Below are 23,861 nucleotides of genomic sequence, written 5' to 3'. Positions count from 1 at the left end.
GCGCTCGGACCAGGTGTCGCAGTAACGAGGTCAGACCAATTCGTATGCCGGATCCCGGTGCAGGGACGAGTCGATACCCTCTTCCTCCTCTTCCGCCGAGATGCGCAGCCCCATCAGCTTCTTGATGACAAGTGCGATCACGAGGGCCACTGTGAACGAGTAGGCCAGGACCGATCCTGCCGCGACGGCCTGCTTGAGCAGCAGGTCCGCGCCACCGCCGTACAGGAGTCCGTTGACGCCGTTGGGCATTCCCGCGCTGGCGAAGAAGCCGATCAGCAGGGTGCCGACGATGCCGCCGACAAGGTGGACACCGACGACGTCGGTCGAGTCGTCGTAGCCGAACTTGTGCTTGAGGCCGATGGCGAACGGGCAGATCACGGCCGGGATGAAGCCGACGAAGATCGCCCCGACCGGGGTCACCGCACCGCAAGCCGGTGTGATGGCGACCAGGCCCGTGATCGCGCCCGAAGCCGCGCCGATACCGGTCACATGACCGTCCTTGAACTTCTCCACCAGGAGCCAGCCCAACGTCGCCGCACACGTCGCGACAAATGACGTCACCATGACGATCGCGGCCGGCTTACCGGCGGCCAGCGCAGAACCACCATTGAACGCGTACCAACCGGCCCACAGCAGACCGGCGCCGAGCAAGATGAGCGGCACGTTGTGGGGCTTACGTGACGACCAGGTTGCTGACCTGCCGAGCACCAGGGCGACTGCGAGGGCGGCCGCGCCCGCGTTGATGTGGACTGCCGTACCACCAGCGAAGTCGATGGCATGCAACTTGTTGGCGATCCAGCCGCCCTTCGCATCACTCGTAACGACCCCGTCGACCGCGAAAACCCAATGGGCGACCGGGAAGTAGACCAGTATCGCCCACCCCGTCGCGAAGGTCATCCAGGCCGCAAATTTCATCCGGTCGGCCGCGGCGCCCGAGACGATGGCCACGGTCAGCGCCGCGAAGAGCGCCTGGAACAGCGCGAACAAACTGACCGGCAGCCCGTTGATGGTGGTCATCGGGTCCAGGAGGTTCTTCATCCCCGCGAACTCGGTGAAGCTCCCGACGAATCCACCGTAGGAAGTACCGAATGTCATCGAGAAGCCGAACAACACCCACAGCACACCGACGACGGCCACGGCGCCGTACGTCATCATCATCATGTTGGTCGAACTCTTCACACTGACCATGCCGCCGTAGAACAACGCCAGTCCAGGGATCATGATGGTGAGCCCAATGATGCAGCACAGCATGAATGCTGTTGTTCCGGTATCCATTTCGCCTCCTCGCAGGTTCGTGGGCCCTTTCCGCGCCCGTCTCCCAGTAGTAGACATCGTATTCTTTGCGTAGACACTACGTTGGATGTAACAACCTCATGAACGGTCCCGTAACGCCGAAGTTACGTCGCCACCGTTGCGATGAACCCGTGCTCTGTGTCTACTATTGAGAAACATTGATTCCTAACAGTAGTCGGGAGTAGGCATGACGAAGCCCAATGCGCTAGCGGAACTGGCCGAGCAATCCGGAACCACATTCATCCTTGCGCTCTTCGTCGACCTCAACGGCAAGCCGTGCGCCAAGCTGGTACCAGTCGAAGCGGTCGATGAACTCGCCACCGCGGGGGTCGGATTCGCCGGGTATGCCGTCGGCGCCATCGGCCAGGAGCCGAAAGACCCGGATCTGATCGCCATACCCGACCCCACGTCTTTCACCCCGATTCCCTTCGTCAAAGAAGGTCTGGCTCTTGTCCATTGCGACCCACACGTGAACGGCGCACCGTGGCCGTTCGCTCCCCGCAACATCCTCAAAGCCATGGTGCAGCAGGCGGCCGACGCCGGATTCGAACCCTGGATCGGTGCCGAGGTCGAGTACTTCCTACTGAAGCGCGACGCCGGCGGTGCGCTGGTACCCGCGGACGACCAGGACACCGCAGCCCAACCGTGTTACGACGCCCGCAGCGTCACCCGGATGTACGACCACCTTTCGTCGATCAGCACCGCCATCAACGGGCTCGGCTGGGGAAACTATGCCAACGACCACGAGGACGGGTCCGGCCAGTTCGAGCAGAATTTCAATTACGCCGAGGCGCTCACGACTTGCGACCGCGTCATCACCCTGCGTTACCTGCTCAACGTGATGGCCGCCGAACGGGGCATGATCGCGACGTTCATGCCAAAGCCGTTCGCCGACAAGACCGGATCCGGACTGCACATGCATATCTCGCTCACCAGCGGCGGCGCCCCGGTGTTCCCCGCCGAACTGACCGAGGACGACCGCGGCCTCGCGATGTCCGCGACCGCCTATTCGTTCATCGCCGGCATCCTCGATCACGCCTGCGCGATGCAAGCGGTGATCGCACCAACGGTCAACTCCTACAAGCGAACCGGAGCCATCTCAACGGCATCCGGGGCGTCGTGGGCGCCTCGCTTTCCGACGTACGGAGGCAACGACCGTACTCACTATGTCCGGGTCCCGGACAGCAGCCGAGTCGAGCTGCGCGGGGGCGACGGCTCCGCCAACCCGTACCTGGCGGCAGCCGTTGCGCTCGCCGCCGGACTCGACGGCGTCAAGCGCACGGCCGATCCCGGCCCGCTGGGCACGGGACCAAAGCAGGAACAGCTCCCGGCGACGTTGCTTCATGCGATCGAACGGTTGGAGACCGACGAGGTGATGACCGGCGCCCTGGATGCCGCGATCCCACCGGGCTCCGACATCCCCAGTGTTGCCGCGTATTTCGCGCGCCTGAAGAAGACCGAATTCTGGGACTGGCACTCGGCCGTCGGCGCGTGGGAGCACGAGCGCTACCTCACCGCATTCTGAGCACAGCGATCAACCCCTGTCGGCCGGACCCGGCCGCGACGAGAAAGGAACTCGTACCACCATGTGCGGAATCGTCGGGTTGCATTTACGCAACCCCGAGTTGTACCCCCAGCTGGGCGAACTGCTGACCGGCATGCTGACCGCGATGGAGGCGCGTGGCGCCGACTCGGCAGGGATCGCCGTGTACGGCAACCCGCAGTGGTCACCGGTCGGGCAGAGCACCATCTCCCTGATCGAGGTCGGCGCGTCGCCCCAGGAGGTCAGCGACGCACTCGGTGGCCAGCTCAATACCGACGTCACGGTCATCGTCCGTGACGTGACCTACTTGGTGTCAGCACACACCACACCCGACGCGTTGCTCACCGCCGCCAAAGCGCGGTACCCGCACGTGCTCGTCGGCGGCTTCGGCACCGACGTGGCCGTGCTCAAAGGCGTCGGCACGCCCACCGCACTCGCCGAAAGTTGGGGACTGGCCAGCGCACACGGTTGGCAAGGCGTCGGTCATACCCGGATGGCCACCGAGTCGGCGGTCACCCCCAGCGGCGCACATCCGTACGCGGTGGGTGCGGATCAATGCCTGGTACACAACGGATCCTTTGCCAATCACGCCAGCATCCGCCGTGACCTACGGGCCGCCGGAGTGGAATTCGACTCCGAGAACGACACCGAGGTCGGCGCGCGCTTCGTCGCCCACGAGCTGGCCGCGGGATCCGACGTCGAACAGGCATTGACCGATCTGACAACGACGTTCGACGGCTTCTACACACTGCTGGTCTCCAACAGCGACAGCTTCGCGATCGTGCGCGACGCCATCGCGTGCAAGCCCGCCGTCATCGCCGAGACCTCCGACTGGGTTGCCGTCGCATCGGAGTTCCGCGCCCTCGCGCATCTACCCGGGGTTGCGGCTGCCCGAATCTGGGAGCCCGAGCCCGAAGTGGTCTATGCCTGGAGCCGAGAGGCGGTGCCCGCATGAGCAGCGCGCCAACAACGTTCGATCTGTCGGTCACGCCGCTGCGTGACATCAACACCGCCCTGCATGCCGACGCGATCGACGGCCAGTACGTCATCGTCAACCCTCAGGGCGCGCACAACGTGGCCGTCGGCGTCAACGCACCGGTGGAGATCACCATCAACGGCCACGTCGGCTACTACGCCGCCGGCATGAACCAGAAAGCCGAGATCACCGTCAACGGCAACGCCGGACAGGGCTTGGCGGAAAATATGATGAGCGGCGTCGTCCACGTCACCGGTGACGCGTCGCAGTCGGCGGGCGCCACCGGACGCGGCGGACTGCTCGTGATCGACGGCAATGCCGCGGCCCGGTGCGGAATCTCGTTGAAGGGCCTCGACATCGTGGTCGGTGGCTCGGTCGGCCACATGAGCGCTTTCATGGCTCAGCGCGGACGGATCGTCATCCGCGGCGACGCCGGCGATGCCCTCGGTGATTCGATCTACGAGGCGCGACTGTACGTCCGCGGAGACGTGAAATCCCTTGGCGCGGATTGCATCGAGAAACCCATGGAGGCCGAGCACCTCGAGGAACTCGCAGGTCTGCTCAAGGCCGCCGGCTACGACGACGACCCGGCCGCGTATCGGCGTTACGGCTCGGCACGCAATCTCTACCACTTCCAAGCCCATAACTCCTACTGATCGGGAGCAGCCCATGACCTTCTCGGCAGACGACCGTGCTCACCGCGGTCTGCGTGAGTCCGCGACCTTCGACCGTGCCACCATCGCTGCCATCCACCGAGCGGCAGACACCGGCATCTACGACATCCGCGGCTGGGGCGCCAAGCGCGCTCTCCCCCATTTCGACGACCTGCTGTTCCTCGGCGCATCCATGTCGCGCTACCCGCTCGAGGGGTATCGGGAAAAGTGCGGAACCGATGTGGTATTGGGGGCCCGGAACGCGAAATACCCGCTGCACCTGGATATTCCGGTCACCATCGCGGGCATGTCCTTCGGGGCGTTGTCCGGACGCGCCAAGGAGGCGCTCGGCCGCGGCGCTTCCGAGGCGGGGACCTCTACCACCACCGGCGACGGCGGTATGACCCCAGAGGAACGCGGGCACTCCAAACACCTTGTCTACCAATACCTCCCGAACCGATACGGGATGAATCCGGACGACCTGCGCCGCGCCGACGCCATCGAGGTGGTGCTCGGCCAGGGCGCCAAGCCTGGTGGCGGCGGAATGCTGTTGGGACAGAAGGTGTCCGAACGCGTCGCCGGCATGCGCGACCTGCCACAAGGTATCGACCAGCGATCAGCCTCGCGCCACCCGGACTGGACGGGCCCCGATGATCTGACCATCAAGATCAACGAACTCCGGGAGATCACCGACTGGGAGAAGCCGATCTACATCAAGGTCGGGGCGTCGCGCACTTACTACGACGTCAAGCTCGCGGTGCATGCCGGTGCCGACGTGGTGGTGGTCGACGGCATGCAGGGCGGCACCGCCGCCACCCAGGAGGTCTTCATCGAACACGTCGGCATCCCCACCCTGGCGGCCGTGCCCCAAGCGGTACAGGCGCTGCAGGAACTCGGCGTACATCGCAAGCCCGACGGGGTTCAACTGATCGTGTCCGGTGGTATCCGCACCGGCGCAGACGTGGCGAAAGCACTGGCACTGGGAGCGGATGCGGTCGCCATCGGCACCGCCGCATTGATCGCCCTCGGCGACAACCACCCCAAGTACGAGGACGCATATGCCCAACTCGGCTCGGCGGCAGGCTTTTTCGACGACTTCCAGGATGGCCGGGACCCGGCCGGCATCACCACCCAGGATCCCGTGCTGCAGCAGGCACTGGACCCCGTCGACGGCGGTCGCCGGGTAGCCAACTATCTACGAGTGCTGACCATGGAGGCACAGACCATCGCCCGGGCGTGCGGAAAGGCACATGTCGCACACCTGGAGCCCGAGGACCTGGTCGCAGTGTCCATCGAAGCAGCCGCCATGGCGCGAGTGCCGCTGGCCGGCACGTCGTGGATTCCGGGCCGGGGCGCGGCAGGTACGTTCTGATGACGGCAGTCGTTATCGGCGGCGGCCTGATCGGGCTGTCGATCGCGCAGTCGCTGACACGGCGCGGGCTAGCGGATGTCGTTGTCCTGGAACGTCATTCGCTCGCAAGCGGTGGCACCGGAAAGTCGTCGGGAATCGTGCGCGCTCACTATGGCGTGCCGTCGATCGCCGCAATGGCATGGCGCAGCCTGCCGGTGATCGAACAACTCGGAGACGCCGTCGGGTTCCGTCAGGTCGGCTACACCGTTCTCGTCGGCGCGGAGAACGTCGATGCCCTGACCGCGAATACCGTCATGCACCAGTCTCTGGGCGTCGAGGTCGAGTTGATCGACACCGACACCTTGCAGAAGCTATGGCCGATGCTGGAGACCTCGGACGTGGCCCTGGCCTCGTACGAGCCACGTGGCGGATTCGCCGACGCCACTCAGCTGGCACTGCACTTCGGGCAAGCGGCTCGGGCGGCCGGCGCCAAGGTCCGGCAGAACACCCCGGTCGCGCGGGTCCTGACGACCGGCGACAAGGTCACCGGCGTCGTGTTGGAGAACGGCGACACCATCGACGCCGATCTGGTGGTCGTGGCCAACGGCTGGTGGTCGGCAAAGTTGTTGGCCGACATGGGGATCAGTTTTCCGATCGAGGCATACCGATCGGAGCTACTGATCGTCGACGCCGGGACCCCGCTGCCCGACCTACCGGTGATCTCCGACCTCATCAGCCTGCAGTACTGCCGCGTCGAAGGCTCCGGCCAGTTCCTGGTCGGCAACAGCGATCACGCCGACTTCCAGAAGAAGTTCGTCGACCCGGACAACTACTCAAATGTCGCGGCGGAGACGTCGGTCCTCGCGTACGGCGAAAAGGTGATGCACCGTTTTCCCGGCTTCCCCGAGCCGGCGGTCACCCACACCTATGCGGGCGTGTACGACGTACCGCCGGACTGGAACCCGGTGATCGCGCCGGTCGGTGGGGTCGACGGGTTGATCCTGGCGGCCGGTTTCGCCGGCCACGGTTTCAAGATCAGTCCCGCGGTCGGAGAGCTGGTTGCAGACCTGGTCTTCGAAGGCGACAGCACGCACCCCGACATCCCGGCCGCGGATTTCCGGCTGGAACGGTTCGCCGAAGGTAAGCCACTGAACAGCCTGCACCCGTATGTCGGTGCGGGCGAGATGCGCTGACCACACCCCATTCCTGATCCACTTCCCGCGAAGGGTTTTCATGCCTGACACCGTCTCCTCTCTGCTGGCCGAGATTGCCGACACCGGCGTCGACAGCCAGCGCGGCGGCTACAGCCGGCCGGTCTATTCGACTGCCGAGCTCGACCTGCGTGCCTGGTTCATGGCGCACGCGGCCAAGCGCGGTCTCGATGTCGAGACGGACCGCAACGGGATCATCTGGGCGTGGGACGGCGGGGTCGGCGACAACGCGGTCGTCACCGGCAGCCACCTTGATTCGGTGCCTGGAGGCGGCGCGTATGACGGACCACTCGGGGTCGCCTCCGCATTGGTCGCGTTCGATCTGCTGGCCGCCCGCGGCGTCGGCGGTCGCCGGGCCATCGCGGTGTTCCCCGAGGAGGAAGGCTCCCGCTTCGGCGTCGCGTGCTTGGGCTCGCGGCTGCTGACCGGGGCGATCGATCCGGGCCGGGCCCTCTCGCTGACCGACAGCGGCGGCACCACCTTCGCCGAGGCAAGCCGTCGTGCCGGATTCGATCCGGCCCGGATGGGGCCGGACCCGGAAACGCTCTCGCGGATCGGAACATTCGTGGAGCTCCATGTCGAACAGGGCCGCGGTTTGGTGGACCTCGGCCGACCCGTCGCCGTCGCATCGTCGATCCTCGGTCACGGACGATGGCGCCTGTCCTTCACCGGTGAAGGCAACCACGCCGGCACCACACTGATGTCGGACCGCTCCGATCCCATGGTCGCCGCCGCCCGGCTGGTCCTCGCCGTCCAGGAACAAGCAAGTGCCATCAGCGGCGCGAGAGCCACCGTCGGACGGATCATCCCGATTCCGGGCGGCACCAACGTCATCGCCTCCCGTGTGGATATCTGGCTCGACGTGCGTCACCCCGATGACTCGGTGACCAAGTTCTTGGTGCACCAGATCGCCGAGGCGGCCAATGCTGCCGCCCGTCATGAAGGATGCGGCGTCACGATGATCGAGGAATCGTTCAGCGCCACAGTTGATTTCGACTCACAGCTGCGCGACACCCTGAGCACAGTTCTCGATGAGGCGCCGATACTGGGCACCGGCGCCGGACACGACGCAGGGGTGCTGAAGAACTTCACCAGTACCGCGATGTTGTTCGTACGCAACCCCACTGGGGTTTCACACGCACCCGCGGAGGCCGTGGAGGATACCGATGCCGAAGCCGGCGCGTTGGCCCTTGCCGACGGTGTGCAGCACCTCATCGAATCTCGATTCGAGCAAGCGGGCGCGACCGCGAGTTGTCCACTGACAGTGGACGCTGATGCGTTACGGTTAACAGATGGGGAACGACGAAACGCTACTCCGCAATGCGGGCACCACTCGTGACCGCAGACCGGAGGACAAGGTCGAGGAGCTCGAGCTCGAAGTGGCCATCGCGCGCAATGTTCGCCAGCTGCGCCACAATTCAGGCCTCTCCGTCGGTGACATGGCAAGCCGCATCGGCATCTCCAAGGCCATGCTGTCCAAGATCGAGAACGCCCAGACGTCGTGCTCGCTGAGCACCCTGGCGCTGCTGTCCAAAGGTTTCGACGTGCCGGTGACGTACCTGTTTCGTGGCGCCGACACCGAGCGGCCGGCGTCGTTCGTCAAAGCCGGAAAAGGCACCCCGATCATCCGCAGCGGTTCTCAGGCCGGTCATGAGTACCAACTACTGGGCGGACTGCGCGGCGAACACAAGCGGCTGGAGTGCCTGATGGTGACGCTCACGGAGGACAGCGAGGTCTATCCGCTGTTCCAGCATCCCGGGACCGAATTCATCTACATGCTGGACGGCGTCATGGACTACGGCCATGGCCACTCCGAATATCGGCTCGAGCCCGGCGACTCGCTGCAGTTCGACGGCGAAGGCGTCCACGGGCCGACACGCCTGATCCGGTTGCCGATCCGCTTTGTGTCGGTCATCGCCTTCCCCGACGGCGCGATCTGAGCGAACGGTCAATCGAAATGCCCGTTGCCTCGTAGGCCCCTATGGTTGGCGACATGACTGGGGGCTTACTTCCCACCGGCCGGGCCAGGGTGCAGCCGGTTTTTGCTGACGTCGACACCGGCGTCGACGATGCGATGGCGCTGGCCTACCTTCTGTCCAGCGCCGACGCCGAATTGGTCGGCATCGCGTCCACCGCGGGCAACGTCCCAGTGGACCAGGTGTGCGTCAACAACCTGGGGTTGCTGCAGCTGTGCGGCGCCGGGCCCATCCCGGTGTCGCGGGGCTCGAGTGTTCCGCTGGTCGCGCCGTTGCGCACGGCGGAGGACACCCACGGCCCACGAGGGTTGGGTTACGCCGAACTGCCCGAACCGAATCCAGAATCGGCGACCGGCGGCGTGCTCACCGAGTACGACGCAGCCGAGGCGTGGATCCAGGCCGCACGCGAGTACCCCGGCGAGCTGGTCGGCCTGGTCACCGGTCCGTTGACCAACTTCGCGCTGGCACTGCGCCTGGAACCAGCACTCCCCCGGCTGCTGCGTCGGCTCGTGATCATGGGCGGCGCCTTCGACTACCGGGGCAACACCACGCCGGTGTCCGAATGGAACATCAGTGTCGACCCGGAGGCCGCTGCCGAGGTGTTCTCGGTCTGGAGCGCGGCGTGGGGCCTGGAGGATCCGACACATCTGCCGATTGTGCTGGGGCTCAACCTGACCGAGAACATCGCGATGACACCGTCGCTGCTGAGCCGGCTGGCGACCGCAGCGGGCGGACCGTCATCGCCGATGAGCGTGTTGGACGATCGCGGGACGCGGTCCACGTCGTCCAACGCGCTGATCCGGGTGCTGGAAGACGCCATGCGGTTCTATTTCGAGTTCCATTTCGACCAGGGCGAGGGCTACCTGGCGCACCTGCACGACCCGCTCGCGGCGGCGGTGGCCCTGGATCCGGATATCGTCCGGTACCAGCAGGCGACGGTCGACGTGGAACTACTCGGCACGCTGACCCGCGGCATGACGGTGGCCGACTGGCGCGGACATTGGGGACGTCATCCCAATGCCCACATCGGGGTCGAGGTCGACCCGGTGGCGTTCTTCGACCGGTTCATCGAGCGCGTCGGCAGGTTCGCCGCGGGACTCCCCTAGACGCCGAATGACCACCTGCGACAAGGTGCTTCGCAAGTGGCCAGTCGGCACTGCCGCGATCAGTCGTCGGTGACGGTGATCGTGACGTCGATGTTGCCGCGGGTGGCATTGGAGTAGGGGCACACCTGGTGGGCCTTGTCCGCCAGCGCCTGGGCAGCGTCGTGGTCCAGGTTGGGCAGCGTGATCTCCAGCTCGACCGCCAGGCCAAACCCGCCGTTGTCCAGCTGCCCGAGCGAAACCCGTGCCCCCACAGACGAATCGGTGACATCCGCCTTGGCCTCGCGAGCGACCAGACGCAGCGCCGAGTGGTAGCAGGCGGCGTAACCGATGGCGAACAGCTGCTCGGGGTTGGTGCCGTTACCGCTGCCGCCCATCTCCTTCGGGATGGCCAGGTCGAGGTCGAGCTTGCCGTCCGAGGTGCGGCCGTGGCCGTCGCGACCTTCGCCGGTGGCCAGGGCTTCTGCGGTGTAGAGCGCCTTCATGTCGATCTCCTTGTAGTTGGTTGGTGCTGGTGACGCGGGGTGCGTCGGTAAATCAGTGCGATGCGGTCAGCGCATCGGTCAATCGGCGGATCGCGTCACGCAGGTCCGCTGCTTCCTGTTCGGTGACGCCGGCCTGGGCACCCAGTTTTTCGGGAATGCACTGGGCCTTGGCTTCGAGTTTGCGGCCGGCCGGGGTGAGGGTTACCTCGACCTGACGCTCGTCGTGCTGCGACCGTTCTCGACGGATGAATCCATTGACTTCCAACCGTTTCAGTAGCGGTGAGAGAGTCCCCGAATCCAGCTGCAGCCGCTCACCCAGCCGCCCGACCGTGACCCGACCGTCTTCCCACAACACCAGCAGCACCAGGTACTGCGGGTAGGTGAGATTCAGGTCGGACAGGATCGGCCGGTAGGCCGCCGTCATGGCCCGCGACGCCGAGTACAAGGCGAAGCAGAGCTGGCGGTCCAAGGCGAGTGCGTCCACATACAGAACTGTAGCTCACAATTCAATTGTGCACAATATAAATCTCTACATCGTTTCCCGGCAGCCCCGGAGATGCCGTCAGTTCAGATTGCTTCCGGTGTTGCCCGGCGGTCTATCTGTCTCCCAGCGGGTGCTACGACGAATGTGCAGCTTTGGCCGGTGGATCTGCGAAATATCGACCCGAACCTGCACATTCGTCATAGGAAGCGATCGGACAACCAGTGGTTCGAACGCCAGGTCCGACCGCGAGACACCGACACTCACGAACGTATGGCTAGGTCATTCATAGACCCCCTCCACGTACCACCGCCGCTGTCGGTAACACAGCAGCAGCGCACGGCTCTCCTCATCGCCCCCGAGCAACACCTGGGCTCGAGCCGTGCGTCCTTTCCCCCGCTCCGGATCCCACCAGCGTTCGTCGACCGGCCATGGTCCCGTCCACCAGCGCAACACCCCGCGATAGCCCGACCCCGTCAGCCCCACAGGATCCGTGGAGAACATGCCCCGGTCCGTGACCCGGACCGAATCACCGCGTGCATCAACAAGTTCCACTGGATCATCCAACAGGACCACCGGGGCCGGCTCCGGTAGCCGCCCCGGCCAGGGTTGCGTCGGATCATTCAGCGGCACCACCTCATCTCCCAGCGGGGTGAGCGTGATGCGCTCGGCCGGCCCCCGCCCGCCGCTGAGCACCGGCACCTGCACCGCCTCCGGCCCCAGCAGACCCTGGACCCGCACCAGCGCTCGTCGAGCCCGCATCCGGTCGTCATCGCCGGAGGATCCCCACAACGGCAGCTGCAGCGCCGCAGCCGAGACCACCTCGACCGGATGCAGTCGCAGCACCGTGATGGGCGCAGTGGGACCGGCGCCACCCAGGCCCCGCCTGGTCAACCAGCCGTCCAGTTGCCACCGCACCCGGTCCGCGGTGGCGTCCTCGGTCAGCGGCTCGGCACAACGCCAAACCCGTTGCAATTCTTCGCCATTGGCGGTCACCGCATCGATCGCCAGCCGAGTACAGCCCACCCCCGCAGACTCCAGGCTGCGGTGTAGCCTGCCGGCCAACGAGCGTCCGGCGAACGCCGCCGCGTCCACCCTGTCGACGGGCGGGTCGCAGTCCATCACAGCATCGAGATCCGACGGCGTCTCCGGGCCTGCCGGTCGACGGTCCGGTTCGCCCCGGGCGAACCGGTGTGCGACCACCGCGTCGGTACCGAACCGGGACCCCACGTCGGTCCGGGACAGCGCGGCGAACTGCCCGATAGTTCGGATACCCATGCGCCACAACAAGTCCGCCAGCTCCTCCCGGCCGTCACCGGACAGGCTCGGTTCGGTGGCCAGTTGCCGGATGGACAGTCCGGCGAGAAACTGCGCGTCCTCCCCCGGCGCGAGGATCCGTCCGGCCCGGGCGGCGAACACCGCGGTGGGCAGCTGATCGGCGATACCCACCTGGCATTCGACCCCGGCCGCGCCCACCGCGTCGACCAACCGCTCGGCCGCGGTCTGCTCAGACCCGAAATACCGGGCCGCCCCACGCACCGGCAACACCAGCAGTCCCGGCCGCAGTACCTCCGCGCGCGGCACCACCTCGTCGACCGCAGCCGTCACCCCCTCGAAATGACGGGCGTCCCGGGCCGGATCGGCTGTGGCGACGTGCAATTGCGGGCAGCGGGCCTGAGCCTCCCTGCGCCGTAACCCCCTTCGCACCCCCGACGCCCGCGCCGACGCCGAACAGGCCGCCACCCGGTTCGCCAGAGTGACCGCCACCGGTTCGGTCACCGGCAGTCCGGCGGCTACTGCCGCCGCCACCGCGGGCCAGTCCATGCACCAGATGGCCAGCACCCGGGACATCTCACCCACCCACCGCTCGGAGCGGACGCACCGAGCGGCCTCGGGCTCGCGTGTCCAGCCGTACCCGGCCTATCCGCCCACACCCCGGCACCGGGTCTCCAGTTCCCGCGCCGACCACCTCATACCCGCGGACCCGGGCCTCCAGCCGTACTGTCGCCCCCGGCCAGTCGCCATCGGTGACCAGCAGAGTGCACTCGCGCTGCCGGGCCCGGGACGCCACCACCCGTGCCCGCCCGGCCGGAACGGACTTGCCGCCCAGGCCGAGCAGCACCAGGTCGAGTCCGTCCATGAGCACCGCGGCCACCTCCACGGGATCCGGTCCCGGATCCGGGATGAGCGCGATGCGTTCCAGATCGGCTCCCATCTCCACCGCAGCCAACAGCCCGACCTTGGGCTGACCGACGATGGCCGCATACCCACCGGACGCCGTCACCGCAGCCACCATCCGCAATGGCAACGACCGGGCCCCCGAGAGCACTGCGACGGTGCCACGGGGCAACACCTCAGGTAGCAGATCAGACTGGGAATCCGGCGGTTCCAGCAAACTCCCAACCGCCTTCGGGGCCGGCTCCGACCGACCCCGGTCCCGGCTCCGCAAACCTGCTGGTCCAGACATCTCGGCGATCTTGCGCCGGAGCTGTTCCAGCTGGTCAGCGCGGTCAATCCGACTATTCGCCAGACTGGTCACAGCCGCCACAACAACACCTCCAACACCACCAGACACTGCCCGAATTCGAATATCTGTTCGATATCGTGAGTAAACACCCACCCACCGACACGGTCAAGCTGCCGACGACTCACATCGCCGCCGTCCCAGCGCTCTGACCTGTACGCTCGTAACTGGAATAGGTCTGGAATCCCGCTCGGGCTTGGTGGACCGTTGCGCTAGTGGAAGGCATACACCGTGCGTTCGAATCGTCTGGTCCACCGCGTCACCGCTGCCGCCGGCGGCACCGCACTCATCGCCATGATCGGCCTCACCGCCGGCTGTGGCGGAGAAAAGAAAGCTCCCGAGACGCCGTCGTCCACCACCACGACGACCACGACGACGACATCGGCGGTCACCCCGACCGAGAAGTCGATCAACCCCAACGGCGGCAACCTGTTCACACCGTCGGTCACCGCCAACCCGGCGCCCACCGCCACCCCGGGCACCCACCGCAACTGACCCCAGGCCCCGGTAATCCAAGGGCTCAACAGAATCCGGGTAAGCGCTACCGTTGCTATATGCCACCGCGGACTCGGACACCGTCACAGCGATGGCTGTTGGCCCTGCCCCTTGTCGCCACCTTGGCTCTGGTCTTCGCCCTACCCATCCCGGGCCGGCCGAGTGCGGCGTCAGACCTACCGTCAGGCGCCATCGACGGTCCGTTCGCGTCGCTGCTGGCCTCCTCGACCGATCTCGGACTCGCGCATCCGCAACGCGTTCGGCTCACCGCCACGCTCGATGCCGATGATCGGCCCGATGCACTGATCAATTGGGCTGATCTACAACGGCTTTCGGTCCGATGGCGGCCGGGTGACAACTGGGCCGTCATCGAAGGCGATCCCGGCGACATGGGCACCGCCTTCGACGTCCAGGTGCACGACTACCGCGGCCGGCGTGGGCAGGAGTTCTACGCCGCACCGCAACAGCCCCGGCTTCCCACCGAATTGCACGGCACGGTCACCGAATTGGGCCGGATCCTCAGCTACACGCCGCATCACGAATCCACCCCGCCACCCCGGCCGCTCGGGGTGCCCGAACGCGGCCTGACCCCGAGCCACCTGCTCAGCGCCTACCGCGCCGACAAGCTGGCCGCCGCCGGCTACACCGGTAAGGGCACCACAGTGGTGGTCTTCGCCTTCAACGGCTACGACCAGGACGACCTGGACCAGTTCGCCACCACCTTCGGCCTACCCAAATTCACCCCGATACTCGTCGGCGGGAAGCCCGGCGACGACCACGGCGAGACCACCATGGATCTCGAGGTGATCCATGCCATCGCACCCGACGCCCAGCTGGTCGTCGTCAACGCCCGTCCCACCGTCGCCGGTGAAAGCGCCTATCTGAAGATCGGCGAGATGTTCGAGCAGACCGACCGCGACTTCCCCGGCGCCATCTGGAGCCTGTCGATCGGCTGGGGTTGCGACAAGCTGACCACCGCCGCCGACCTCGCGCCCGTCCGCTCGGCGTTGGCCACCGCGGAAGCACACGGCACCACGGCCTTTGACGCCAGCGGCGACCTGGCCGGACTGGAATGCAAAGGCGGCGATGACTGGGATTCACCGCCCGGCTCAGGTGATGTCGGCCTGGATTCGGTGGCGTCACTGCCCGAGATGACCAACGTCGGCGGCAGCACCCTGTCCACCGACGCCGACGGCCAATGGGTGGACGAACAGGCCTGGTTCAACGTCCCCCTCTCCCAGGGCACCGGTGGTGGGGTCTCCGCCCTGTTCGACCAGCCGCGCTGGCAGGCGGCCGCGGCGACCCAGGTCGACCCGAAGCGCAGTGCCGGGAAGCGCATGACGCCGGACATCTCAGCCGTCGCCGACCCCTACACCGGCATGAAAATCGTTGTCGGCAAAGAGGTTGTCGTCGGCGGCGGCACCTCACAGGCCGCCCCGATCTGGGCCGGGCTGACCGCCGTCATGAATCAGCACCTCATCTCGAACGGAGGCCGACCGGTCGGCGCCCTCAATCCACCGCTGTATCGCATCGCCACCGGCGCTCCCCACCCGGCTTTCCGCGATGTCACCTTGGGCGGCAACGCCGTTGACACCGCAGGACCCGGCTACGACCTGGTGAGCGGCCTCGGCACCCCGAACCTGGAGAACCTGGCGGCCGACCTGTTGCTGTTGCAGAAGGTGACGCAATGAGCACGCAGCTCGAAGACCGGCCGATGATGGAGTGCGAGGTCTGCCAGCTGGACGTCCCGGCCGGCGAGTACTGCGGCCTGTGCGGTGCACCGCTGCGCGAACACCGCCACGACGGGCCGCACTGGTTGCGGGCCCGGTCGTTCAGCGCCGCCCCCGGACAGCATCTGCTTCGCCTCTCGATCACCAGTTCGCTGTTCCCGCACCTGTCCCCGCGGTCACGCACGTCGTTCATGATCGGGCTCATCGCTCTGGTACTGGCACTGGCCGCCACCGCGATGCTCCGCCTACCCGGCGCGCTGGTTGCGGTCGCGGTCCTGGGGCTGCCCGTGATCTTCGGAATCTATCTACGGGAATCCGAATTCAACAAAGACGCACCCCGCGGCAATCTGTGGCTCACCACCGGTCTCGCCATCGCCCTCGGCGTCGGCTGGGCGCTGCTCACCGGAGCAGCGGTCGCGAGGTCCTACGGCATCCCGCTCGGCGCCGGCATCGCCGCAGCCCGCATGCTGCGCACCGGCGTGGGAATCACGCTCGGCGGCCTCCTGCTGATGCAGGTACCCACGCTGGTGATCCGCCTGCTCCGGCCAGGCCATCGAGAAGCCTTGCACGGCTACGCCATCGGTGCCCACGCCGCCATCTATTTCACCGCGGCGACAACCCTGACCCGACTGGCCCCGCAGTTCGGCACGGGCATGGTCAACCGCGACCGCCCCATGCTGGGCCTGCTGGTCGAAGCCGGAATCCGCGGCCTGGCCACTCCGATCATCGCGGCCACCGTCGGCGGTCTGATCGGTGCGGCACTGTGGTTCACCCGACCACCGAACAAGGCACACCAACACCGCGGTTACGTCCGGTTGACGCTGACCCTGATCGCAGTGGTCGTCGGTGTGGTCTACGCCCTGCTCGGCCTGATCGACATGGTCCAGCTGCCCCAGCTGGCCCAACTGGCAATGTATTTCGCGCTCACCCTCCTAGCACTGCTGGCATTGCGTGTCGGACTGCACCTGGCACTCCTGCACGAAGCCCACGACGACTACAACATGGACGAGCCGCTGCTGTGCGCCCAGTGCGGCCACGTGGTGCCCGACGCCCCGTTCTGCGCGGCTTGCGGTGCCGCCACCCGGGCCTCGTCGCGGGCCGCTCGCCATGGTCAACGCAGCGATCGTCCGGTACCCGCCGACAGCATGGCGGTCGGACTCCTTCCCGGCTATTCGCTGCATGCCACGTCCTACTCGGCAACACCGACCCGAACCACGAAACGCGTTCAGGTGGCACTGGTGTTCGTCCTCGCCGCCGTGGTGGTGGCCGCGCTTCTCGTCGGCGTCTCCGGACTGCTGGAGAAGCCGGCGGTGCGCTACGTGTGCCCACCCGAGTGCGGGCATCCGCCCATGGGCCAGCCGGTGACCATCAACCCCCGGTTCACCGCACACGACGGCTCGTTCAGCGTCGCCTACCCGGCCGCCGGATCAGCCTATGAGGTGACCAAGGACGACCACGGCGTCCTGGCGAAGCTGCTGGCCGGCGACGGTGGGATGCTGCAGTTGTTCAGCCGGCCCGCGAACGGACGGCAGCCGAAAGACATTGCGAACGAGCTGATCACATCGTCCTATCCGGACGCCAAGACCGCGTATGAAGTCCCGAACGCCATGGTGGGATACCAGGCGGGCTACGGCGTCGTCGCCGACTGGTATCCGCAGGGCGCAAGCCGCAGATTCGCCCGGATGCGGCTGCTGGTGCTGGTCGCCGTCAAGAACGACCTGGCGCTGATCGCCGCGGCGAGCGGCCCGTACCACCGCTTCGGGCCGGACTTCGGCTCCGGGAAACCGTCCGCCGTCGGCCTGCAACTGGCCCTGGACATGGGCCAGTACGTCAACAGCTTCAGCTGGCGGGGCGACCCTCCGCGATGAGCGTCGAAGGTTCATCGGCCGTATGGCTCCGGCCGATGTGGGCCTCGGCGCGCATCCGCTCGACCATGTGCGGGTAGTGCAGCTCGAACGCCGGTCGCTCCGAACGGATCCGGGGCAGCTCGGTGAAGTTGTGCCGCGGCGGCGGGCAGCTGGTGGCCCACTCCAGGGAGTTGCCGTGACCCCACGGGTCGTCGACCAACACCGGTTCGCCGTAGCGCCAGCTCTTGAACACGTTCCACACGAAGGGCAGCGTGGATACGCCCAGGATGAAGGCACCGATGGTCGAGATGATGTTCAGCGTGGTGAAACCGTCGGTGGGCAGGTAGTCGGCGTACCGACGTGGCATACCGCTATTGCCCAGCCAGTGCTGCACCAGGAAAGTGGTGTGGAAGCCGATGAAGGTCAGCCAGAAGTGCAGTTTGCCCAGGCGCTCGTCGAGCAGCCGGCCCGTCATCTTCGGGAACCAGAAGTAGATGCCCGCGTAGGTGGCGAAGACAATTGTGCCGAACAGCACGTAATGGAAATGTGCCACAACGAAATACGAGTCGGTGACGTGGAAGTCCAGCGGCGGGCTGGCCAACAGCACGCCCGACAGACCACCGAGCAGGAACGTGACCAGGAAGCCCGCGGTGAACAGCATCGGCGTCTCGAACGTCAACTGCCCCTTCCACATGGTGCCGATCCAGTTGAAGAACTTGATACCGGTCGGCACCGCGATCAGGAATGTCATGAACGAGAAGAACGGCAGCAGCACCGCACCCGTGGCGTACATGTGGTGCGCCCACACGCCCATGGACAGTGCCGCGATGCTCATCGTGGCATAGACCAGGGTTGTATAGCCGAAGATCGGCTTGCGGGCGAACACCGGAATGATCTCGCTGACGATGCCGAAGAACGGCAGCGCGATGACGTACACCTCGGGATGGCCGAAGAACCAGAACAGGTGCTGGTAGAGCATCATTCCGCCGTTGGCCGCATCGTAGACGTGGGCGCCGAGGTGGCGGTCGGCGGCCAGCGCGAGCAGGGCAGCGGTCAGCAGCGGGAAGATCATCAGCACGAGGATCGAAGTGATGAAGACGTTCCAGGTGAAGATCGGCATCCGGAACATCGTCATACCCGGGCAACGCAGGCAGACCACGGTGGTGATCATGTTGACCGCGCCCAGGATGGTGCCCAGACCACCGACGGCCAGGCCGACGATCCACAGGTCGGCACCCGCACCCGGTGAGTGGACCGCATCCGACAACGGGGTATAGGCGGTCCAGCCGAAGTCAGCGGCACCAGTGGGAGTGAGGAAGCCCGACAGCGCGATCAGCGCACCGAAAACGAAAAGCCAGAAGGACAGCGCGTTCAGGCGCGGGAACGCCACATCCGGGGCACCGATCTGCAGCGGCAGCACCAGGTTGGCGAACCCGAACACGATCGGGGTGGCGTAGAACAGCAGCATCGCCGTGCCGTGCATGGTGAACATCTGGTTGTACTGCTCATTGGACAAGAACTGCAGACCCGGCAGGGCCAGCTCGGCACGGATGAACAGCGCCATCAGGCCACCGATGAAGAAAAAGATGAAGCAGGCGACGCAGTACATCATCCCGATCATCTTGTGATCGGTGGTGGAGACCAGCTTGTAGATCAGGTTGCCCGTAGGCCCCATCCGTTCCGGGAAGGGCCGACGGGCCTGAAGTTGTGCGACCGGAGGCGCTTCTGCCGTCATGAGAGCCCACCGACAACCGGACTACCGCTGCGGCCCGGGCCGCTTGCCAATTGCACCACCGCCACCACCCTCTCTGAATCGCCCTCCACGAAGGCTATTGATTGGGTGGGCAGTCAGGGCAGGGCCAAAAGTCCCAACACGACTGGAGATCAGAAGTTGTGATGCACCCCGGGCAGCGCCGTTTGCGGCGGCGGCGCCAACACCGACGGCGTAAAGGAATTCGGCCCCGACGGGTCGATCGACTTCTGGGTCGGTGACACAGGGACCTGCGACGATGTGGTGGTGGTCGTCGTCGTGGACGTGGTCTTGCCCGGCGGGGACTGGTTACCGCCGCAGGCAGTCGTGAGAACGCCTAGCGCGACGATCGCACCGGCGGCCGCGACAGCCTTGGGCGCGTAGCGTCGAAATCCACTTGCGGAACAAGCAGATTCAGCAATTTGACCCATCGGAACACCTCTACGTCCTGCGTTGCCCGCAGTGCCAGCGGCACGGACACCGAGCAACGCCCCTTCATGGTTCCGCCACCGGGAACCACTCTGAAAGGGACGAAGGTCATCAACCCGATAGAGCTAGGGCCTCATTCCCACTCGATGGTGCCCGGCGGCTTGCTGGTGATGTCCAGGACCACGCGGTTGACCTCGGGCACCTCGTTGGTGATGCGGGTCGAAATACGTTCCAGCACGTCGTAAGGCACCCGGGTCCAGTCTGCGGTCATGGCGTCCTCGCTGGAAACCGGACGCAGCACGATCGGATGCCCGTACGTCCGTCCGTCGCCCTGCACACCGACCGAGCGCACGTCGGCCAGCAGCACCACCGGGCACTGCCAGATGGTCTGGTCCTGGCCTGCGGCGGTCAGCTCCTCGCGCGCGATCGAGTCGGCACGGCGCAGCGTCTCCAGCCGGGGACCGGTCACCTCGCCGACGATGCGGATGCCCAGGCCCGGGCCCGGGAACGGCTGGCGCCCAACGATTTCCTCGGGCAGGCCCAGTTCGCGGCCGACGGCCCGCACCTCGTCCTTGAACAGCAGCCGCAGCGGCTCGACGAGTTTGAACTTCAGATCCTCGGGCAGTCCGCCGACGTTGTGGTGGCTCTTGATGTTGGCGGTCCCGGTGCCGCCGCCGGATTCCACGACGTCCGGGTAGAGCGTGCCCTGCACCAGGAATTCGACCTCGGCCTCGCTCGATCCCAAGGTGTCGCGCACCGCACCCTCGAACGCGCGGATGAATTCGCGCCCAATGATCTTGCGCTTGCCTTCGGGGTTGGTCACCCCGGAGAGTGCGTCGAGGAAGCGGTCGGCCTCGTCGACGGTGACCAGCTTGGCGCCGGTGGCGGCGACGAAGTCGCGCTCGACCTGTTCGCGCTCACCGGCGCGCAGCAGGCCGTGGTCGACGAACACGCAGGTCAGCCGGTCGCCGATGGCGCGCTGCACCAGCGCGGCGGCCACCGCCGAGTCGACGCCGCCGGACAGTCCGCAGATGGCCTGGCCGTCACCGATCTGCTCGCGGACCTGCTCGACGAGCTGGTCGGCGATATTGGCGGCGGTCCAGGTCGCGCCGATACCGGCGAAGTCGTGCAGGAACCGGCTGAGCACCTGCTGGCCGTGCGGGGAGTGCAGCACCTCGGGGTGGTACTGGACGCCTGCCAGCTTGCGGGCCCGGTCCTCGAATGCGGCGACCGGAGCGCCAGAGCTGCTGGCCACCACGTCGAACCCGGCGGGCGCCGCGGTGACCGCGTCACCGTGGCTCATCCACACCGGCTGCGTGTCGGGCAGCCCTGAATGCAATTCTCCGCCAGTGACTTTCAGCTCGGTCCGGCCGTATTCACTGGTGCCGGTGTGCGCAACGGTGCCGCCGAGCGCCTGGGCCATGGCCTGGAACCCGTAGCAAATGCCGAACACCGGGACCCCGAGGTCGAAGATCGCCGCGTCCAGTTGCGGAGCACCCTCGTCGTAGACGCTGGACGGGCCACCGGACAGCACGATGGCCTGCGGGTTCTTGGCCTTGATGTCCTCGACCGTCGCCGTGTGCGGCAGGACCTCGGAGAAAACCCGCGCCTCCCGGACCCGGCGGGCGATCAGCTGCGCGTACTGCGCGCCGAAATCGATGACCAGGACGGGCTGTGATGCTGGTGTTTGCACCCGCCCAGTCTAGTGGTGGACGTCCGGGGGCTCAGCCAGCCGCTCGGCCGCCGCGCCCACGGCCGCACGAACCTCGTCGTCGGTCATCTGACCGAGCCCCAGCGCCGGCCGCAAGAATGACCCGAGCAGCCGCCAACCCAGTTGCAGCGCAATGATGTTGCCCACCGCGAGCCGGGCCTGGTTCTCGTCGGCGTAGCGGGGCAGGAAGTCGTCGAGCAGCCGCGTCATATTGGGAAATGTGGTCTGCAACTCCCCCACCGGGTAGCCGTCGAGCGCGGCCCGGGCGATCACCCGCAGCTGCTGATCCAGCGCGGCGTCGATCACCTCGGCCGGCGCCCCGGCCTCGATCAGTTCCCTGAGTCGCTGGCCCAGGTGGTCCAGCACCGCTCCGACCAGCTTTTCTTTGGAGCCGAGGTGCCGGAACACCAGCCCGTGGTTGACGTTGGACTTCGCGGCGATGTCCCGGATCGACGTCGCCGCAGGTCCGCGAGCGGCGAACAGCTCGGCTGCGGCCTCGAGCACGGCAGCGACGACTTCATCCCGGCCCACTGGCACACCCGTAGTCATGTGGCTACACTAGCGTCCATGCGCTGTAGTCAAGCGACTACAGCGCCAATCCTCGGAAAGGAACCTGATGGCCTCCGCACTCACCGTCACCAAACTGACCAGCAAGATCGGCGCCGTCGTCGACGGCGTGCGACTGGGCGGTGACTTGTCCCCCGAGACCGTCGCCGAGATTCGCGCCGCGCTCCTCGAACACAAGGTCGTCTTCTTCCGCGGCCAAGACCAGCTCGACGACGCACAGCAGCAGGCCTTCGGGGAACTGATGGGCGACCTGGTCGGGCATCACTCGATGAAGAGCGCCGACGCACCGAAGATCGCCCCGATCGATTCGGAGTACGGCAAGGCCACCCGCTGGCACACCGACGTCACGTTCATGCCCGACTATCCCTCGGCGTCGATCCTGCGCGCGGTCACCCTGCCCACCTACGGCGGTTCCACCCTCTGGGCCTCCACCGCCGCGGCCTACGACGCGCTGCCCGCGCCGCTCAAGGCGCTGGTCGAAAACCTCCGGGCAATTCACTCCAACCGGTTCGATTACATCAAGGACGTCATCGATGTCCGGGGACTGAGCGACGAACAGCGCGGCTACATGGAAGCGTTCCAGAAGCCCGACTTCCGCACGGAGCATCCGGTGGTGCGTATTCACCCCGAGACCGGCGAACGCACGCTGCTCGCCGGCAATTTCGTCCGCGGCTTCGTCGGCCTGGACAGCTACGAGTCAGCTGCGCTACTTGAGCTGCTGCAGCGCCGAATCACCATGCCGGAGAACACCGTTCGCTGGGACTGGCAGGCCGGAGACGTCGCGATGTGGGACAACCGGGCCACCCAGCACCGCGCCGTCGACGACTACGACGGCCAGCACCGGCTGATGCACCGTGTCACGCTGACCGGTGATGTGCCGGTCGACGTCCACGGGGCACCGAGCCGTGTGATCAGCGCGGCGTAGCGCCGACGAATAACCGGGCCGAAAAGCGGGAAAGGACACAGCAGGACCACTCCCGACCGAAAGAACAACCATGCTGGGTCTCCCCAAAGCCGTGCACGCCTGCCTGTTCGACCTCGACGGTGTCCTGACGGACACCGCGAGCGTGCACAAGAAGGCCTGGAAGGCGATGTTCGACGACTACCTGCGGCAACGCGCCGAACGCAGCGGCGAACAGTTCGTCCCGTTCGACAGCCACGACGACTACCTGCGGTACGTCGACGGCAAGCCACGTCAGGATGGCGTCCGGTCGTTTCTGCACAGCCGGGGCATCGAACTTCCTGACGGCAACCCGGACGACTCGCCGGACGCCGAGACGGTGGCCGGCCTGGGCAACCGCAAAAACGAGATGTTCCAGAAGGTGCTGCACGACGAAGGTATCGAGGCGTTCACCGGGTCCCGGCGATATGTGGAGGCGGTTACCGCCGCCGGACTCGGCGTCGCCGTCGTGTCGTCGAGCGCCAACACCCGTCAGGTGCTCGATGCCACCGGGCTGTCCCAGTTCGTCCAGCAGCGGGTCGACGGACTGACGCTGCGGGACGAGCACATCGCGGGGAAACCGGCACCGGACTCCTACCTGAGGGCGGCACAACTGTTGGGAGTCGAACCAGCAGCGGCCGCCGTGTTCGAAGACGCGTTGGCCGGCGTCGAAGCGGGACGAAACGGCCGGTTCGGTTACGTCGTCGGTGTGGACAGGGCCGATCAAGCCGCGCAGCTGCGCGACAGTGGCGCGGACGTCGTAGTCAGCGATCTGGCCGACCTGCTGTAGGCCGCC

At 66.4% G+C, this 23,861-nt stretch carries 22 protein-coding genes; 13 read left to right on the top strand and 9 right to left on the bottom strand.

What is annotated here, in order from left to right:
* Positions 1 to 30: 30 nt before the first annotated feature.
* On the bottom strand, positions 31 to 1,275 hold the full coding sequence (locus tag AC3WTE_RS27505) for an ammonium transporter (protein ID WP_492442667.1): 1,245 nt from the start codon (positions 1,273 to 1,275) through the stop codon (positions 31 to 33).
* A gap of 205 nt (positions 1,276 to 1,480) precedes the next feature.
* Here AC3WTE_RS27505 and glnT point away from each other — a divergent pair, with 205 nt between their 5' ends.
* The 8 genes from glnT to AC3WTE_RS27465 all read left to right on the top strand — a co-directional run bounded on the left by glnT (position 1,481) and on the right by AC3WTE_RS27465 (position 10,109).
* The gene (gene glnT / locus AC3WTE_RS27500; protein WP_492442666.1) at positions 1,481 to 2,818 is read left to right on the top strand and encodes a type III glutamate--ammonia ligase; all 1,338 of its coding nucleotides are present in this window, start codon (positions 1,481 to 1,483) and stop codon (positions 2,816 to 2,818) included.
* Between the two features lie 61 nt (positions 2,819 to 2,879).
* Positions 2,880 to 3,791, top strand: coding sequence for a class II glutamine amidotransferase domain-containing protein (locus tag AC3WTE_RS27495; protein ID WP_492442665.1), 912 nt, complete (start codon positions 2,880 to 2,882; stop codon positions 3,789 to 3,791).
* A complete protein-coding gene (locus AC3WTE_RS27490; protein WP_459366501.1) occupies positions 3,788 to 4,468 on the top strand; it encodes a GltB/FmdC/FwdC-like GXGXG domain-containing protein in 681 nt (226 codons plus the stop codon). Before AC3WTE_RS27495 ends, AC3WTE_RS27490 begins: the two co-directional genes overlap by 4 nt.
* 13 nt (positions 4,469 to 4,481) lie before the next feature.
* Positions 4,482 to 5,837: an FMN-binding glutamate synthase family protein gene (locus tag AC3WTE_RS27485; RefSeq protein ID WP_492442664.1), complete on the top strand. Its 1,356-nt coding sequence runs from the start codon at positions 4,482 to 4,484 to the stop codon at positions 5,835 to 5,837.
* Positions 5,837 to 7,009, top strand: a complete 1,173-nt coding sequence (locus AC3WTE_RS27480) for an NAD(P)/FAD-dependent oxidoreductase (RefSeq protein WP_492442663.1) — start codon at positions 5,837 to 5,839, stop codon at positions 7,007 to 7,009. The genes AC3WTE_RS27485 and AC3WTE_RS27480 overlap by 1 nt, the downstream gene beginning before the upstream one ends.
* Before the next feature lie 40 nt (positions 7,010 to 7,049).
* Complete coding sequence (locus AC3WTE_RS27475) at positions 7,050 to 8,366, top strand: allantoate amidohydrolase (protein ID WP_492442662.1); 1,317 nt, start codon at positions 7,050 to 7,052, stop codon at positions 8,364 to 8,366.
* The gene (locus AC3WTE_RS27470; RefSeq protein WP_492442661.1) at positions 8,320 to 8,967 is read left to right on the top strand and encodes a helix-turn-helix domain-containing protein; all 648 of its coding nucleotides are present in this window, start codon (positions 8,320 to 8,322) and stop codon (positions 8,965 to 8,967) included. The genes AC3WTE_RS27475 and AC3WTE_RS27470 overlap by 47 nt, the downstream gene beginning before the upstream one ends.
* Positions 8,968 to 9,020: 53 nt before the next feature.
* On the top strand, positions 9,021 to 10,109 hold the full coding sequence (locus AC3WTE_RS27465; RefSeq protein WP_492442660.1) for a nucleoside hydrolase: 1,089 nt from the start codon (positions 9,021 to 9,023) through the stop codon (positions 10,107 to 10,109).
* A gap of 59 nt (positions 10,110 to 10,168) precedes the next feature.
* Here AC3WTE_RS27465 and AC3WTE_RS27460 read toward each other — a convergent pair whose 3' ends face one another.
* The 4 genes from AC3WTE_RS27460 to imuA' all read right to left on the bottom strand — a co-directional run bounded on the left by AC3WTE_RS27460 (position 10,169) and on the right by imuA' (position 13,620).
* Entirely contained in the window at positions 10,169 to 10,591 is a 423-nt protein-coding gene (locus AC3WTE_RS27460; protein WP_492442659.1) for an organic hydroperoxide resistance protein, read from the bottom strand.
* 52 nt (positions 10,592 to 10,643) lie between these two features.
* The gene (locus AC3WTE_RS27455) at positions 10,644 to 11,075 is read right to left on the bottom strand and encodes a MarR family winged helix-turn-helix transcriptional regulator (RefSeq protein WP_492442658.1); all 432 of its coding nucleotides are present in this window, start codon (positions 11,073 to 11,075) and stop codon (positions 10,644 to 10,646) included.
* Positions 11,076 to 11,354: 279 nt separating this feature from the next.
* Positions 11,355 to 12,923 (bottom strand): DNA polymerase Y family protein, encoded by a 1,569-nt coding sequence (locus tag AC3WTE_RS27450; RefSeq protein WP_492442657.1) that lies wholly within the window; start codon positions 12,921 to 12,923, stop codon positions 11,355 to 11,357.
* 1 nt (position 12,924) lies between these two features.
* Positions 12,925 to 13,620 carry a DnaE2-dependent mutagenesis accessory factor ImuA' gene (imuA', locus tag AC3WTE_RS27445; RefSeq protein ID WP_492442656.1) on the bottom strand — a complete coding sequence of 232 codons (696 nt, stop codon included), beginning with the start codon at positions 13,618 to 13,620 and terminating at the stop codon, positions 12,925 to 12,927.
* 207 nt (positions 13,621 to 13,827) lie between these two features.
* On the opposite strand from imuA', the gene AC3WTE_RS27440 reads away from it, so the two are divergent.
* From AC3WTE_RS27440 to AC3WTE_RS27430, 3 genes are read left to right on the top strand one after another with little or no spacing between them, the layout of a single operon-like run.
* Positions 13,828 to 14,091: a hypothetical protein gene (locus AC3WTE_RS27440; RefSeq protein WP_492442655.1), complete on the top strand. Its 264-nt coding sequence runs from the start codon at positions 13,828 to 13,830 to the stop codon at positions 14,089 to 14,091.
* Positions 14,092 to 14,150: 59 nt separating this feature from the next.
* Positions 14,151 to 15,782, top strand: a complete 1,632-nt coding sequence (locus tag AC3WTE_RS27435) for a S53 family peptidase (RefSeq protein ID WP_492442654.1) — start codon at positions 14,151 to 14,153, stop codon at positions 15,780 to 15,782.
* Positions 15,779 to 17,689 carry a zinc ribbon domain-containing protein gene (locus tag AC3WTE_RS27430; RefSeq protein WP_492442653.1) on the top strand — a complete coding sequence of 637 codons (1,911 nt, stop codon included), beginning with the start codon at positions 15,779 to 15,781 and terminating at the stop codon, positions 17,687 to 17,689. The genes AC3WTE_RS27435 and AC3WTE_RS27430 overlap by 4 nt, the downstream gene beginning before the upstream one ends.
* Here AC3WTE_RS27430 and ctaD read toward each other — a convergent pair.
* The 4 genes from ctaD to AC3WTE_RS27410 form a co-directional block, all read right to left on the bottom strand.
* A complete protein-coding gene (gene ctaD / locus AC3WTE_RS27425) occupies positions 17,661 to 19,403 on the bottom strand; it encodes an aa3-type cytochrome oxidase subunit I (RefSeq protein ID WP_492442652.1) in 1,743 nt (580 codons plus the stop codon). The genes AC3WTE_RS27430 and ctaD overlap by 29 nt on opposite strands.
* 149 nt (positions 19,404 to 19,552) lie before the next feature.
* On the bottom strand, positions 19,553 to 19,849 hold the full coding sequence (locus AC3WTE_RS27420; RefSeq protein ID WP_492442651.1) for a hypothetical protein: 297 nt from the start codon (positions 19,847 to 19,849) through the stop codon (positions 19,553 to 19,555).
* Between the two features lie 131 nt (positions 19,850 to 19,980).
* Complete coding sequence (gene guaA / locus AC3WTE_RS27415) at positions 19,981 to 21,540, bottom strand: glutamine-hydrolyzing GMP synthase (protein ID WP_492442650.1); 1,560 nt, start codon at positions 21,538 to 21,540, stop codon at positions 19,981 to 19,983.
* A gap of 9 nt (positions 21,541 to 21,549) precedes the next feature.
* A complete protein-coding gene (locus tag AC3WTE_RS27410) occupies positions 21,550 to 22,107 on the bottom strand; it encodes a TetR/AcrR family transcriptional regulator (protein ID WP_492442649.1) in 558 nt (185 codons plus the stop codon).
* 67 nt (positions 22,108 to 22,174) lie between these two features.
* Here AC3WTE_RS27410 and AC3WTE_RS27405 point away from each other — a divergent pair, with 67 nt between their 5' ends.
* Together AC3WTE_RS27405 and AC3WTE_RS27400 are read left to right on the top strand one after the other, a co-directional pair.
* On the top strand, positions 22,175 to 23,050 hold the full coding sequence (locus tag AC3WTE_RS27405; RefSeq protein ID WP_492442648.1) for a TauD/TfdA dioxygenase family protein: 876 nt from the start codon (positions 22,175 to 22,177) through the stop codon (positions 23,048 to 23,050).
* A 70-nt stretch (positions 23,051 to 23,120) separates the two neighbouring features.
* The gene (locus tag AC3WTE_RS27400; RefSeq protein ID WP_492442647.1) at positions 23,121 to 23,855 is read left to right on the top strand and encodes a beta-phosphoglucomutase family hydrolase; all 735 of its coding nucleotides are present in this window, start codon (positions 23,121 to 23,123) and stop codon (positions 23,853 to 23,855) included.
* Positions 23,856 to 23,861: the final 6 nt, after the last annotated feature.

The sequence above is a fragment of the Mycobacterium sp. FW102-FHT13B02 genome (assembly GCF_058790275.1).
This window is presented reverse-complemented; position numbering and strand designations above follow the sequence as displayed.